The organism is Microbacterium esteraromaticum, assembly GCF_016907315.1.
GTDB classification, from domain to species: Bacteria; Actinomycetota; Actinomycetes; order Actinomycetales; family Microbacteriaceae; genus Microbacterium; species Microbacterium esteraromaticum.
This window is the reverse complement of the sequence record NZ_JAFBBS010000001.1, coordinates 2681265-2694818: the sequence shown is the minus strand read 5'-3', so window position 1 is coordinate 2694818 and position 13554 is coordinate 2681265. Positions and strand designations below refer to the sequence as shown.

12 protein-coding genes and 1 riboswitch are annotated in these 13554 nt (G+C 69.8%); of the genes, 7 read left to right on the top strand and 5 right to left on the bottom strand.

Translation table 11 applies throughout. The features are described from left to right. Positions 1 to 21 precede the first annotated feature (21 nt). A riboswitch (FMN riboswitch) is annotated at positions 22 to 164 on the top strand. Positions 165 to 210: 46 nt separating this feature from the next. From ribD to JOE67_RS12795, 6 genes are all read left to right on the top strand, one after another. Then, the gene (gene ribD, locus JOE67_RS12820; protein ID WP_204975935.1) at positions 211 to 1251 is read left to right on the top strand and encodes a bifunctional diaminohydroxyphosphoribosylaminopyrimidine deaminase/5-amino-6-(5-phosphoribosylamino)uracil reductase RibD; all 1041 of its coding nucleotides are present in this window, start codon (positions 211 to 213) and stop codon (positions 1249 to 1251) included. After that, positions 1251 to 1886, top strand: coding sequence for a riboflavin synthase (locus JOE67_RS12815; RefSeq protein ID WP_204975934.1), 636 nt, complete (start codon positions 1251 to 1253; stop codon positions 1884 to 1886). Before ribD ends, JOE67_RS12815 begins: the two co-directional genes overlap by 1 nt. Continuing rightward, positions 1883 to 3151 (top strand): GTP cyclohydrolase II, encoded by a 1269-nt coding sequence (gene ribA, locus JOE67_RS12810; protein WP_204975933.1) that lies wholly within the window; start codon positions 1883 to 1885, stop codon positions 3149 to 3151. Before JOE67_RS12815 ends, ribA begins: the two co-directional genes overlap by 4 nt. Beyond that, positions 3148 to 3624, top strand: a complete 477-nt coding sequence (gene ribH / locus JOE67_RS12805; RefSeq protein WP_204975932.1) for a 6,7-dimethyl-8-ribityllumazine synthase — start codon at positions 3148 to 3150, stop codon at positions 3622 to 3624. The genes ribA and ribH overlap by 4 nt, the downstream gene beginning before the upstream one ends. 62 nt (positions 3625 to 3686) lie before the next feature. After that, entirely contained in the window at positions 3687 to 4043 is a 357-nt protein-coding gene (locus tag JOE67_RS12800; RefSeq protein ID WP_204975931.1) for a Fe-S protein, read from the top strand. Positions 4044 to 4119: 76 nt separating this feature from the next. Beyond that, positions 4120 to 5574 carry an MFS transporter gene (locus JOE67_RS12795; protein ID WP_204975930.1) on the top strand — a complete coding sequence of 485 codons (1455 nt, stop codon included), beginning with the start codon at positions 4120 to 4122 and terminating at the stop codon, positions 5572 to 5574. Positions 5575 to 5587: 13 nt separating this feature from the next. On the opposite strand, the gene JOE67_RS12790 is transcribed toward JOE67_RS12795, so the two are convergent. After that, on the bottom strand, positions 5588 to 6211 hold the full coding sequence (locus JOE67_RS12790; RefSeq protein ID WP_239528139.1) for an HAD family hydrolase: 624 nt from the start codon (positions 6209 to 6211) through the stop codon (positions 5588 to 5590). A gap of 31 nt (positions 6212 to 6242) precedes the next feature. Then, positions 6243 to 7274, bottom strand: coding sequence for an LD-carboxypeptidase (locus JOE67_RS12785; RefSeq protein WP_204975929.1), 1032 nt, complete (start codon positions 7272 to 7274; stop codon positions 6243 to 6245). A 93-nt stretch (positions 7275 to 7367) separates the two neighbouring features. On the opposite strand from JOE67_RS12785, the gene JOE67_RS12780 reads away from it, so the two are divergent. Beyond that, complete coding sequence (locus JOE67_RS12780) at positions 7368 to 9248, top strand: ABC transporter ATP-binding protein (protein WP_204975928.1); 1881 nt, start codon at positions 7368 to 7370, stop codon at positions 9246 to 9248. A gap of 43 nt (positions 9249 to 9291) precedes the next feature. Here the strand turns inward: JOE67_RS12780 and JOE67_RS15810 are convergent, their stop codons facing one another. From JOE67_RS15810 to JOE67_RS12765, 3 genes are read right to left on the bottom strand one after another with little or no spacing between them, the layout of a single operon-like run. Beyond that, the gene (locus tag JOE67_RS15810; protein WP_204975927.1) at positions 9292 to 10722 is read right to left on the bottom strand and encodes a diguanylate cyclase domain-containing protein; all 1431 of its coding nucleotides are present in this window, start codon (positions 10720 to 10722) and stop codon (positions 9292 to 9294) included. Further along, complete coding sequence (locus JOE67_RS12770; protein ID WP_204975926.1) at positions 10719 to 11564, bottom strand: alpha/beta fold hydrolase; 846 nt, start codon at positions 11562 to 11564, stop codon at positions 10719 to 10721. The genes JOE67_RS15810 and JOE67_RS12770 overlap by 4 nt, the downstream gene beginning before the upstream one ends. Before the next feature lie 52 nt (positions 11565 to 11616). Next, positions 11617 to 13488 carry a phosphoenolpyruvate carboxykinase (GTP) gene (locus JOE67_RS12765; protein WP_204975925.1) on the bottom strand — a complete coding sequence of 624 codons (1872 nt, stop codon included), beginning with the start codon at positions 13486 to 13488 and terminating at the stop codon, positions 11617 to 11619. Positions 13489 to 13554: the final 66 nt, after the last annotated feature.

Sequence of the window (13554 nt, the reverse complement as noted above, 5' to 3'; positions counted from 1 at the left end):
CGTTGAGTAGACTCTGAGCATCAACGTGCTCCGGGGTCGGTGTGAATCCGAACCGGCGGTGACAGTCCGCGAACGCCTGGCGATAGGCGCCGATCCGGTGGAAATCCGGAACCGACGGTGATGCGAGCATCTGCTCGCTAGTCCGGAAGAGAGGCAGCACGTGGCGTACGTGTGCGCTGCAGACCCCGGGAACCCAGAGAAGGATGACCGATGGCAGTGACCGAGGCCGAACGCGAGGCAATGCTTCGCGCCCTCGAACTCGCTGCGAACGGTCCTCGAGGCCTGAACCCGCAGGTCGGCGCCGTCATCCTCTCCCCCGCCGGCGACGTGCTCGCCGAGGGCTGGCATCGCGGCGCGGGCACCGCGCATGCCGAGGTCGACGCACTGTCGAAGCTGGCTCCGGGCCAGGCGGCAGGGGCGACCGCGGTCGTCACCCTCGAGCCGTGCAACCACACCGGGCGCACGGGCCCGTGCGCCCAGGCCCTGATCGATGCCGGCATCAGCCGCGTCGTCTACGCGCTCGACGACCCGGGCGATGCCTCCAGCGGCGGAGCGGATCGCCTCCGCCGAGCCGGCGTCGACGTCGTGCCGGGCGAGCAGGCCGGTGCCTCCCGCGACCTCATCGACGGATGGCTGACCGTGCAGCGGCTGGGCCGCCCTCACGTCACCGTGAAGTGGGCACAGAGCCTCGACGGCCGCGCCGCGGCATCCGACGGATCCAGCCAGTGGATCACCGGACCCGAGGCGCGCGCCGACGTGCACCGACGGCGCGCGGAGGCCGATGCGATCGTCGTCGGCACCGGGACGATCCTTGCCGACGACCCCGCGCTCACCGCCCGCGAAGGACAGTCTCTGTACGAGCGTCAGCCGATCCCCATCGTGATCGGATCGCGCGCGACGCCCGCCGGCGCTGCGGTCCACCGGCATCCGCGCCCTCCCCTCTTCTACGGCACCCGCGATCTCGCCGCCGTGCTCGCAGACCTCGGCGAACGAGGCGTGCAGCGGGTGTTCATCGAGGGCGGGCCGACGCTCGCGAGCGCGTTCATCGCCGCGGGATTCGCCGACACCGTGCTCGCGTACCTCGCACCGGTGCTGCTGGGCGGCGACCGCCTCGCCCTCACCGACATCGGCGTCGCCTCGATCGGTGACGCCCGACGCCTTCAGGTCGAGCAGTGGATGCCGCTGGGCGACGACCTGCTCGCGATCGCACGTCCTGCGGCGGATGCCGTCGCAGGAAAGGAAGGAAGCTGATGTTCACCGGAATCATCGAGGAGATCGGCGAGATCGCCGGCATCGCGGCATCGGGCGACGGATGGCGGCTCACGGTGCACGCGCCCAGGGCCGCGGCGGATGCCGTGCATGGCGAGTCCATCGCCGTGAGCGGTGTGTGCCTCACCGTGGTCGGGTCGACCGAGACCACCTTCGACGCCGACGTCATGAAGCAGACCCTCGACGTCTCGGCGCTCGGCGCCGTCGAGGTCGGGTCGCGTGTGAACATCGAGAAGGCCATGCCGGTCGGCGCGCGCCTGGGCGGCCACATCGTGCAGGGGCATGTCGACGGGGTCGGCACCGTGCTCGAGGTGCGGCCCGGCGAGCAGTGGAGTGTGCTGCGCATCAGCCTGCCTGCAGACCTCGCGCCCCTCGTCGTCGACAAGGGCTCGATCAGCGTCGCAGGCACCTCGCTCACCGTCAGCGCCGTCAGCCCCGCCATCGGCACGCCCGACGAGCACTGGTTCGAGGTGTCGCTGATCCCCGAGACGCTCGAGGCGACCATCCTCGGCGCGCTCGAGCCCGGCGACGTGGTCAACCTCGAGACCGACATCCTGGCCCGTCATGTGGAGCGCCTGCTCGCGTTCCGCTCCCTCACGGAAGGAGGCTCGCTGTGAGCCTTTCCCCTCTCTCCGACGCCCTCGACGCGCTGCGCGCCGGCAAGCCGATCATCGTCGCCGACGACGAGAACCGCGAGAACGAGGGCGACATCATCATCTCCGCCGAGCTCGCCACGGCAGAGACGATGGCCTGGATGGTGCGCTGGACGTCAGGACTGATCTGCGCGCCGATGCCCGCCGACCTCGCCGACCAGCTGAACCTGCCGCCGATGGTCGAGACGAACGAGGACGCCCGCACCACCGCGTACACGGTGAGCGTCGACGCGGCCGAAGGCGTCACCACCGGCATCAGCGCCCACGACCGCGCGCTGACCCTCAATGTGCTGGCGAACCCCACATCCACTCCCGCCAGCCTCATCCGGCCCGGCCACATCCTGCCGCTGCGCGCCGTCGACGGCGGCGTGCGCGAGCGCGGCGGCCACACCGAAGCCGCCGTCGAGCTGATGCGCCTCGCCGGCCTGCAGCCCGTCGGCGCCATCGCCGAGGTCGTCGCCGATGACGGGAGCATGATGCGCCTGCCTGCGCTGATGGAGCTCGGGGCGCGGGAGGGCGTGCCCGTCATCACCATCGAGCAGCTGATCGCGCACCTGAACGAGATCGACCCTCGCGACGAGGCCGACTGCCTCGCGCAACGCACCGGGCGCCGGGTGAGCCTGCGCGCAGACGCCAATGTGCCCACCGATCACGGCACCTTCCGCTTCCTCGCCTACAAGGACCGCATCAGCGGCACCGACCACATCGCGGTCGTCTCCGGCACACCGGGCGAGACGGCGCTGGTGCGCGTGCACTCGGAGTGCCTCACGGGCGAGGCGTTCGGCTCGCAGAAGTGCGAGTGCGGTCCGCAGCTGCAAGCCGCTCTCGAGCGCATCGACCAGGAGGGCGGCGTGGTCATCTACATGCGCGGCCATGAAGGACGAGGCATCGGGCTGATCAACAAGCTGCGTGCGTACGCCCTGCAGGAGGAGGGCCTCGACACCGTCGACGCCAACCTCGCCCTCGGGCTGCCAGCCGACGCCCGCGAGTACGCGGCGGCCGCGGGGATCCTCACGGATCTCGGCATCTCGAAGGTGCGGCTGCTCACGAACAACACCGACAAGGTCGAGAAGCTGCGCGCCCTCGGCCTGGACGTGGTGGAGCAGGTGCCCCTGATCGTCGGCGTCGGCCCGAACAATCACCAGTACCTCGAGACCAAGCGCGACCGCATGGGTCACATCATCGGCGCGGCGGAACTCGCCGAAGCCCTCGGAAAGGACAACGCATGAGCGGCGCCGGAGCCCCCACCCCGACCACCCCGATCGACGGCAGCGGACTGCGCGTCGTCGTGATCGCAGGCACGTGGCACGAGACGATCTCGAACGGCCTGATCGCCGGTGCGCAGCGCGTGCTCGACGAGGCAGGCGCCGCGCACACCCTGGTGCGAGTGCCGGGCTCGTTCGAGCTCGCGGTCGCGGCTCAGGCGGCATTCGCCGGAGGAGCGGATGCCGTGGTCGCTCTCGGCGTGATCATCCGCGGCGGCACCCCGCACTTCGAGTACGTGTCGGCGGCGACGACCGACGGACTGAGCCGGGTGGCGCTGGATGCCGGCAGGCCCGTCGGCTTCGGCGTGCTGACCCTCGACGACGAGAAGCAGGGCCTCGACCGCGCGGGCCTCGAGGGCTCGAAGGAGGACAAGGGCGCTGAGGCAGCGGACGCCGCCCTGCGCACGGCTCAGGTGATCCGCGCGCTGCGCGGCTGACGCATCCAGCGAGAACGGCCGGGCCTTCGCGCCGCACGCGGCAGACCGGCTAGCCTGGGGTCATGGAGACCCTGCGCCACATCGTCCTTCTCGTGCACCTCATCGGCTTCGCCGTGCTGTTCGGAGCATGGGCGGTGCAGGCCTTCGGCGGCAAGCGCGAGATCACGCGTCTGATGCACATCGGCATCTCGATCGCCGCCGTCGCAGGACTCGCTCTCGCGGCGCCGTGGGGTCTGCCCGACGGCGCCGAGATGAACTACGCGAAGATCGGCACCAAGCTCGTCGTGCTGCTGATCATCGGCGCGTTCCTCGGCATCGGCCAGGCTCGCCAGCGCAAGAGCGGCCACGTGCCCCCCGCGCTGTTCTGGGGCATCGGTCTTCTGACGCTGGTGAACGCGGGCATCGCCGTCATCTGGTGACGCGCCGTCCGCGCTGGGCTGCGTGAGCAACTAGACTCCGGGAGGTTCTGACGACCGCTCACCGGAGGAGCAGCACATGACAACGACCACCGCCCCGGCCAACCCGCGCTCGCGGGTGATCCTGGCCAGCCTCGTCGGCACGACGATCGAGTTCTACGACTTCTACGTCTACGCGACGGCTGCGGTGCTCGTGTTCCCCGTGCTGTTCTTCCCCACCGGGAACGACACCACGTCTCTTCTCGCATCGTTCGGCGTGTTCGGTGCCGCGATGATCGCGCGCCCCATCGGGGCCGTCGTCTTCGGTCACTTCGGCGACAAGTTCGGCCGCAAGGCCACCCTGGTCGCCTCTCTGCTCACGATGGGCATCGCGACGTTCCTGATCGGACTGCTCCCGACGTTCCAGCAGATCAACTGGTGGGCTGCTCTGCTGCTGCTGGTGCTTCGGCTCGCCCAGGGCTTCGCCCTCGGCGGCGAGTGGTCGGGAGCGGCCCTGGTCGCGACGGAGAACGCCCCGGCAGGCAAGCGCGCCTGGTACGGCTCCTTCCCGCAGCTGGGCGCCCCGCTCGGCTTCATCATCGCCAACGGCATCTTCCTCGGCATCAACGCCCTGCTCCCCCACGAGTCCGACCCCACCCTGAAGTCCGAGGCCTTCCTCAGCTGGGGATGGCGCGTGCCGTTCCTCTTCTCGGCCGTCATGGTGATCATCGGCCTCTGGGTGCGTCTGAAGCTCGTCGAGTCCGAGACGTTCACGCGGGCCGCCGACACGGGCCGCATCCGCAAGCTTCCCCTCGCGACGGTCTTCCGCCACCACTGGAAGCAGCTGATCCTCGGCACGTTCATCATGCTGGCGACGTATGTGCTGTTCTACCTGATGACGAACTTCACGCTGGCGTACGGCACCAAGCCCGCATCGCTCGAGCTCGCGTCGGCCGCAGCGCAGAAGGCCGCGGAGGCCGCGGGGAAGCCGTTCGACCCGACCGCGTTCGCCGAGCAGTTCTACCCCGGCCTCGGCTTCGGCTACACCCAGTTCGTGATCATGCAGATCGTCGGCGTCGTGTTCTTCGGCATCTTCACGCTCCTGTCGGGCCCGTGGGCCGACCGCATCGGCCGCCGCAAGCTGCTGCTGTGGGTGACCGGGGCCATCATCGCCTTCGGCCTCACCTTCGGGCTCTTCCTGGCTCCGCAGGGCGACCCGGCTCTGACCACGGCTGTCGTGCAGGGCTTCCTGATCCTCGGCTTCCTGCTGATGGGCGCCACGTTCGGTCCCATGGGCGCCCTGCTGCCCGAGCTGTTCCCGACCAATGTGCGCTACTCGGGATCGGCGATCGCCTACAACGTGTCATCGATCCTCGGCGCCGCGGTCGCTCCCCTGATCGCCGTCGAGCTGTGGCGGATCGGTGACGGCTCACCGTGGCTCGTGGGCGTCTACCTCTCGGCGATGGCCGTGCTGACGTTCATCGCCCTCTGGCTCTCTCCCGAGACCAAGGACCACGACTACGAGGCGGATCTCGGGGTCGCTGCCCAGTCCTGAGGCCGCCGGGCGATCACCCGAGGAGAAACGCGTCGACGGCGGCGATCGTCGCGGCGTTCTCGCGGTGCAGGATTCCCCGGATGCCCACGGCCGCCGCGCCGTCGATGGACATCCGCCGATCGTCGACGAAGAAGACGTCAGCGGGGTCGGCGCCCATCCTGCGCAGCGCCTCGCGGTACGCGCGGGGGTCGGGCTTGTTCACGCCCTGCTCGTGGCTGTAGCAGATCGGGTCGAAGATGCTCGAGAAGCCGAAGCGCCGCTCCTCCTCCTCGCGCGCGCCGTCTGCCGAGTTGGAGAGGATCGCGACGCCGGCCCGAGGCGCCAGCGACCGGGCGTACTCGATCAGCTCGGTGTTCGCCGTGCCGCAGTAGGCGTCCCAGAAGTCAGCCCGCATCGCATCGCTGTCATCCGGTTCGAGATCGAGCGCCACTGCCAGACGCTGCCAGAAGACGGCCTCGTGCCCGGCGGTGATGTCGATCGGCGGCAGATCGGCACCCTCGACTCGCGCGTCGAACTCTGGCCGCTCCAGCCCTGTGCGCTCACACCATCGAGACCACCACTGGTCCTGCCAGGCGTCGTCGTCGACGATCTCGAGAACGCCGCCGATGTCGAACAGGATCCACTTCCTCGCGGGCATGGGCACCATCCTAGGGAGCGCCTACAAGCAGTCAGAACCTGGCGGTGACCTTTCGCTCCGCCCCGTCTAGCGTCATCTCGCCGCCATAGGGCAGGATCCACTGCGGACGCGTGTGGCCGAATGGCACGCCGACGCACACCACGGCATCCGGGTTGTACCGGCCGACCGTCTCGAGTACGACATGGCGCTGCGCGTCGCGCAGCGAGGCCTTCTCGGCCTCCGTCGGAAGCACGTCGAAGGAGCTCACCGCGGGGCGCGCGAAGAGCACCCCGGCCACGGCGGCCAGCAGTCCTCGCTCGCCGTAGGCGCGAAGCTGCTCGGCGACCCGATGCGGAGGGGTGAGCCGCTCGCTGGTCTCGAGCAGCAGGATCGTGCCGGCGAGCTCCTCGTTCGACGGCATCCGGTCGGCGAGGGCGAGCTGGTTCACGACCTCCAGGCAGCCGCCCCAGGTGCGCGCCGTCACCGCGGCAGAGGGGCCGGCCCACGTCCACGGCTCGGTCGGCTCGCGGTCGCCGTACTCGGTCAGGGCGGCAGGGTCGTCCCAGTGCCGCCCGAAGTCCTCCGACTCCCCCGGCTCGGTGATCTCGACCTCGCCGCCGTCGAGCAGCGCCGCGCGCAGCGAGCGCAGGTGCACGTCGTCGACCGCGGGGCCGGGGCCGAGATGCACCTGAGTGGATCCGCCGTAGAAGCCGGCGACGCCGTTGCGCCACAGCCAGTTCAGGATGTTGGTGTTGTCGCTGTACCCGAGGAACGGCTTGGGATCCGCTGCGGCCAGCGCCGCATCGAGGTGAGGAGTGACGAGGATCTGGTCGCTGCCGCCGATGGTGGCCAGGATCGCCCGGATGCCCTGATCGGCGAGCGCCGTGTTCACGTCGGCTGCCCGTGCTTCGGGGCTTGCATCGAGCTGCCGCGTGGTCGGGTACTCGATCGGCGTCAGACCGGTGATCTCGTGCAGACGCCGCATGGCCTGATCGTGCACCTCGGGGCCTGCGGCGGGAGCGGCGAAGGCTGGTGAGAGGACGGCGACGCGGTCGCCGGGCTGGAGCTTGGCGGGGGTCAGCATCCGTCCATCCTGTCGCCATCCGCGGGCGAACAGGTGACGCATAAGCCGCGCGGCGCAGAATGGGACCGGTCCCCATCCCCGAAGAAGGTCCTCATGTCTCGCACGGCGCCGTCACGCCGACGCGGGCGCGGCGCGCAGCCGGACGGCCCGCGCGCGACGTTCCGCCAGCTGCTCCCGTTCCTGTTCGAGCACAAGAAGGTGCTCATCGTCGTCGCTGTGCTCAGCATCATCGGCGCTGCGGCCTCACTGGTGCAGCCGCTGCTGGTCGGACAGGTCATCGACCGGGTGCAGAAGGGCGACGGGCTCGGCTCGCTGGTCTGGCTGCTGATCGGCTTCGTGATCATCGCCTCGATCATCTCGGGCTACCAGCACTACCTGCTGCAGCGCACCGGCACGGCGGTCGTCTACTCCAGTCGCCGCAAGCTCATCGCCCGCATCCTGCACCTTCCGATCAGCGAGTTCGATGCACGGCGCACGGGCGACCTGGTCTCGCGCGTCGGCACCGACACGACGCTGCTGTACGCGGTGCTCACCCAGGGACTCGCGGATGCGGTGGGCAGTGCGATCCTGTTCGTCGGCGCGCTCATCGCCATGCTGATCATCGACCCGCTTCTTCTGCTGCTCATCGTGCTCGTGATCGGGGCGTCGGTGGTCGTGGTCGTGCTGCTGAGCGGGCGGATCCGCACCGCATCGGCCGCGCAGCAGCAGAAGGTGGGAGAGCTGGCATCCGGAGTCGAACGCGGCATCTCGTCGATCCGCACGGTGCGCGCGTCTGGCGCCACCGAGCGCGAGACGACGGCGGTCGAGGGCATCGCCGGCGAGGCGTACGGCCTCGGCGTGCGCATCGCGAAGATCTCGTCGATGGTCGTTCCCGTGGCGGGCATCGCCCTGCAGCTGTCGTTGCTCGTGGTGCTGGGCGTGGGCGGTTTCCGCGTGGCGTCGGGGGCGCTCACGATCGCGTCGCTCGTGACCTTCGTCATGTTCCTGTTCATGCTCGTGATGCCCCTCGGGCAGGCGTTCGGCGCGATCACCTCGGTCAATCAGGCGCTGGGCGCTCTGGGCCGCATCCAGGAGGTGCTCGACCTGCCGACCGAGACGCAGGGCGATGAGCCGGATGCCGACGCGACCGCCGCCGCCGTCGTCGGCGCCCCGGCGATCGAGTTCCGCGACGTGCGCTTCCGCTACCCCGACGCCGTGATCGCCGCCCGCGAGGCTGCGGCTCGCGAGGCGCAGAGCCTGCTGGTCGATGCGCATCTGGAGCGTCCGGCCGATGGCGACCAGGCAGAGGTCGACCGCGACGTGCTGAAGGGCGTCTCGTTCGCCGTCCCGCGTGGCGCCCGCGTGGCGCTGGTCGGCCCGAGCGGTGCGGGCAAGAGCACGATCCTCTCGCTCATCGAACGCTTCTACGACCCGACCGGTGGATCGATCCGCCTCGCCGGTCACGACGTGCGCACGTATCCGCGCGAGCAGCTGCGGGCGCAGTTCGGCTACGTCGAGCAGGATGCTCCGACGCTCGCCGGCACCCTGGGCGAGAACCTGCGGCTGGCGGCGCCGGATGCCACGGATGCCGACTGCGAGCGCGTGCTGCGCTCGGTCAACCTCGGCGACGTGCTCGAGCGCAGCCCTCTCGCCCTGAACGCTCCCGTCGGCGAAGACGGGGTGATGCTCTCGGGCGGCGAGCGTCAGCGGCTCGCGATCGCGCGCGCCCTGCTGACCGAGGCACCGATCCTGCTGCTCGACGAGTCGACCTCGTCGCTCGACGGGGTGAACGAGCAGCGCATGCGCGAGGCCATCGACGCCGCTGCCGCCGACCGCACGCTCGTCGTCATCGCCCATCGCCTGTCGACCGTCGTCGACAGCGACCTGATCGTCGTGCTTCAGGGCGGGGTCGTCGTCGGCCAGGGCACGCACGCCGAGCTCATCGAGTCGACTCCGCTGTACCGCGACCTCGCCCGGCATCAGCTTCTGGTGTGACCGGCGAGCTGCGGGCACCCGGCTGACTGTGAGGCCGGCGGGCTCAGCGCTCGAGAACGGTCACCTGCACAGCGTCTTTGCCTGCCCGCTTGGCGCGGTACATCGCGGCATCAGCAGCGGCGACGACCTCGTCTGCTGAAGGCGTGTCGGCCCCGGGAGCCGGCCGCAGGTGCACGGCCCCCACGCTCGCCGAGAGGTGCGACCCCGCGGCGGCGCCGTCCAGCGGCTCTCGCACCACGTTCCGCACTCGCTCGGCGAAATGCTCCGTCGATCCCTCGTCCATCCCGCTCGTGGCGATGAGGAACTCGTCACCGCCGAGCCTGGCCACGGTGTCGCCCATGCGGCACACACTCCGCAAGCGCGACGCGACGATGCGCAGCACCTCGTCTCCGACGCCGTGCCCGAGCCTGTCGTTGATGGCCTTGAACCCGTCGAGGTCGAGGAAGAGCACGGCGCATGGCTCGCCGGCTTCCTCGGCACGGCGCAGCATGCGCTGCAGGCGCTCTGCGAACAGCACGCGATTCGGAAGCCCGGTCAGACCGTCATGCAGGGCGTGATGCTGCAGCTGGTCGCTCAGCCTCAGGTGGTCGACCACCCGCTCGGCCTGGGCGGCGAGGGCTCGCAGGCTCTCGAGCTCGTCGGCCTCGAGCGAGCGGGCACGACGGAACCAGCAGTGGATCTCTCCGAGGATGACGGTGCGCTCCCCCGTGTTGCGGACGATCGGGGTGGTCACCAGGGCCTCGATGCCTGCCGCCCGCAGAGCGTCGACGTCCTCCGGGACCAAATCGGCCATCTCCGCGGCATCACGGCAGACGAGCTGCCGGCCGGATGCAGCCGGCCGGCCGTCGAGCACCACTCCCGCGGGTGAATCGCCCCACTGTCGCACCGCGGCGTCCGCGCCCTCCGAGCTGTCGACGATCCTCACGGCCGTCCATGCAGCAGCGGTGGCCCTGGCCGCAGCGGTCACGAGTGTGTCCCCCAGATCGGCGAGCCCGTTCGCCACCGCCAGCGCGCTGGTGGCGTCCTGCAGAAGCACGAGCCGGCGATGGGCGAGTTCGGCCTCGCGTCGCGCCGCCACCAGCTCCCTCTCGAACGCGGCTCGCGCGGTGGTCTCCACCGCGGCCACGTACGCGACGGGCCGGCCTTCGCCGTCGTGACGCAGCTCGGCGCCCACGAGCGCCGCGCGTCGCGTGCCCGCCTCATCCCGGATCTCGAGCATCACCTCTCGCAGGCGTCCTGTCTCGAGCAGTCTCGGCATCACCTGGGTCTCGTACAGCATGCGCGAGGGCGCGGTGAGCCACTCCACGATGTTGCGTCCGCGCAGCCCGCGATCGCCGGTCACCCCGCCAAGGCCGAGCCACACCTGCATCCCCATGTTGTGAGAGAGGATCGTGCCGTCGACGCCCAGCACGAACACCGCGACCGGCGTGTGCTCCAGCAGATCGAGGGAATCGTCCAGGCGGGCCCCGGTCACAGCGCCCGGCTGATCTGCTCAGCGACCAGATCGGGTTCGGTCAGGTGCACGAAGTGACCGGCGGAGTCGAGGCGCACCAGCGTGCACTGCGCGATGCGCCCGCTGAGGTACTCGCCGATGTGCGGCGGGCAGATGATGTCACCCACCGACTGCACGACCGTGGTGGGCACCGAGATCTCGCCCAGCCTGTGCCGCACGTCGCTGAGGAACACCACACGCGCGAAGTGCGTCGCCACCTCGTGGGCCGTGGTGGCGAAGAGATCGCGCACGCGCTCCGTGACCTCGGGAAGGTCGTCACGGGCGGTGACGGCAGGGGCCAGCGATGCCGCCCAGCCGGGCTGATTGGTCTCGATCGCAGCGAGCAGATCGAGGACGTCCTCACGGTCGAAGCCGCCGATGTAGTCGCCGTCGTTCAGGTACCTCGGCGAGGGGCAGATCATGATGAGCTGTGAGAACAGATCGGGGCGGCGGATCGACGCCAGAGCGCCGATCATGCCGCTGACCGAATGCCCCACGAACACCACGTCTCGCGCTCCGGCCGCGTCGATCACCTCGATGAGATCGTCGGCGTACCCGTCGAGCGAGTCGTATCGCCGGGCGTCGTATGCCGAGATGTCCGACCGGCCCGACCCGACGTAGTCGAACAGCACGACCCGATGATCATCGGCGAAGCGGTCGGCGACCGCCCGCCAGGTCGTCTGATCGGTGCCGTAGCCATGACCGAAGACCATCACAGGCGCGCCCTCTGCCCCCGTGATCGTGACGGCGTTGCGTCGCACGACATCGACGCCTGTGCGGCCGGTCGTGGATGCATCCGCCGAAGTCGGGGAGCTGATGTGCATCACGTGCCCTCCTCTGAGCTCACGCCCGAGGATACCGAAGAAGCTCGAGCGCTCAGCGCGCGGCGTTGAGCCGGTAGCGCAGGGCCTCCAGCTCGCTGCGCAGCGCCGCGGGCAGCGCGTCGCCGAACATGGCGTAGAACTTCTCCGTCGAGTCCGCCTCGGCGAGCCAGGCGTCGATGTCGACGTCGAACAGCTCATCGAGATCGGCGTCGGTGATATCAAGACCTTCGAGGTTGAGGTCCTCGCGCTTCGGCAGACGGCCGATCGGGCTGTCGACGGCGTCGACCTCGCCCGAGATGCGACGGATGATCCAGTCGATCACGCGCGAGTTGTCGCCGAAGCCAGGCCACAGGAAGCGGCCGTCCGCGCCGCGACGGAACCAGTTCACCTGGAAGATCCGCGGCGCACGGTCGAAGCGCAGCCCCCGGCCGACGTTCAGCCAGTGACCGAAGTAGTCGCCCATGTTGTAACCGCAGAAGGGCAGCATGGCGAACGGGTCACGGCGCAGCTCTCCGAGCGTGCCCTCGGCTGCCGCAGTGCGCTCCGACGAGATCGTCGAGCCGATGAAGACGCCATGGCTCCAGTCGGTCGCCTCGACGACGAGTGGCACGTTGCTCGCACGGCGGCCGCCGAACAGGATGACGTCGAGCGGCACGCCCTCTGGGTTCTCCCAGTCGTCGGCGATCTGCGGGCACTGCGCCGCCGCGACCGTGAACCGCGAGTTGGGGTGCGCGGCCGGGCCCTCGGACTGGGGAGTCCACGGCTTGCCCTGCCAGTCGATGAGCTCGGCCGGAGGAGTGTCGGTGAGCCCCTCCCACCAGACGTCGCCGTCGGGGCGCAGAGCGACGTTCGTGAAGATCGTGTTCCCCCACAGCGTCTCGACGGCCGTCACGTTGGTGGACTCGCCGGTGCCCGGCGCGACGCCGAAGAAGCCGGCCTCGGGGTTCATCGCGTACATGCGCCCGTCTTCGCCGGGACGGATCCAGACGATGTCGTCGCCCAGCGTCTCGACCTTCCAGCCGGGAATGGTCGGGCGCAGCATGGCAAGGTTGGTCTTTCCGCAGGCCGAGGGGAAGGCGGCGGCGACGTGGTGCGCGCGGCCCTGGGGGTCGGTGACGCGGATGAGCAGCATGTGCTCTGCCAGCCAGCCCTCGTCGCGCGCGATCACGGAGGCGATGCGCAGCGCGAAGCACTTCTTGGCGAGGATGGCATTGCCGCCGTAACCGGAGCCGTAGGAGTAGACCTCGAGCGTTTCGGGGAAGTGCACGATGTACTTCTCGTCGTTGCACGGCCACTCGACATCGGGCTCGCCCGGCTCGAGCGGAGCGCCCACCGAGTGGACGGTCTTGACCCACGGGGCACCATCGGCGATCTGGCGGGTGACCGCGTCGCCGACGCGGGTCATGATGCCGATGGATGCCACGGCGTAGGCGCTGTCGGTGACCTGCACGCCGATGTGCGACAGCTTGCCACCCACGGGCCCCATCGAGAAGGGGACGACGTACATCGTGCGTCCGCGCATCGAGCCCTCGAACAGGCCGTTCAGCGTCTCGCGGATGACGGCGGGGTCGGCCCAGTTGTTGGTCGGCCCGGCGTCGCTCTCATTCTCGGACGCGATGAACGTGCGCCCCTCGGTGCGGGCGACATCGCTGGGGTGCGAGCGGGCGAGGTACGAACCGGGGCGCCACTCGGGGTTGAGCTTGATGAGCTTGCCCTCGTCGACGAGCTCGTGCAGCAGCGCGTCGTTCTCCGCGCGCGACCCGTCGATCCAGTGCACCCGCTCGGGCTGGGTCAGCGCGGCGATGCCGTCGACCCACGCGCGCAGCTCGGCCATCGCCGGAGTGTCGTACGCGGGCACGTCCCCGTAGCTCCGCGCCGGCGCGGCGGATGCTGTCTGCGGGGTGAACGTCTCGGCGAGTGCCATGTGTGAGCTCCTTCAAGCATTGCGGTATCTCTATCTTCCGCGAGGTTTTGCGCTGTTTGCGGCGCA

Bases quoted from the DNA above. Each gene is read 5' to 3' on its own strand.
- ribD (WP_204975935.1), top strand. From the start codon at position 211: ATGGCAGTGACCGAGGCCGAACGCGAGGCAATGCTTCGCGCCCTCGAA.
- JOE67_RS12815 (WP_204975934.1), top strand. From the start codon at position 1,251: ATGTTCACCGGAATCATCGAGGAGATCGGCGAGATCGCCGGCATCGCG.
- ribH (WP_204975932.1), top strand. From the start codon at position 3,148: ATGAGCGGCGCCGGAGCCCCCACCCCGACCACCCCGATCGACGGCAGC.
- JOE67_RS12800 (WP_204975931.1), top strand. From the start codon at position 3,687: ATGGAGACCCTGCGCCACATCGTCCTTCTCGTGCACCTCATCGGCTTC.
- JOE67_RS12795 (WP_204975930.1), top strand. From the start codon at position 4,120: ATGACAACGACCACCGCCCCGGCCAACCCGCGCTCGCGGGTGATCCTG.
- JOE67_RS12790 (WP_239528139.1), bottom strand. From the start codon at position 6,211: ATGCCCGCGAGGAAGTGGATCCTGTTCGACATCGGCGGCGTTCTCGAG.
- JOE67_RS12785 (WP_204975929.1), bottom strand. From the start codon at position 7,274: ATGCTGACCCCCGCCAAGCTCCAGCCCGGCGACCGCGTCGCCGTCCTC.
- JOE67_RS12780 (WP_204975928.1), top strand. From the start codon at position 7,368: ATGTCTCGCACGGCGCCGTCACGCCGACGCGGGCGCGGCGCGCAGCCG.
- JOE67_RS12770 (WP_204975926.1), bottom strand. From the start codon at position 11,564: ATGCACATCAGCTCCCCGACTTCGGCGGATGCATCCACGACCGGCCGC.
- JOE67_RS12765 (WP_204975925.1), bottom strand. From the start codon at position 13,488: ATGGCACTCGCCGAGACGTTCACCCCGCAGACAGCATCCGCCGCGCCG.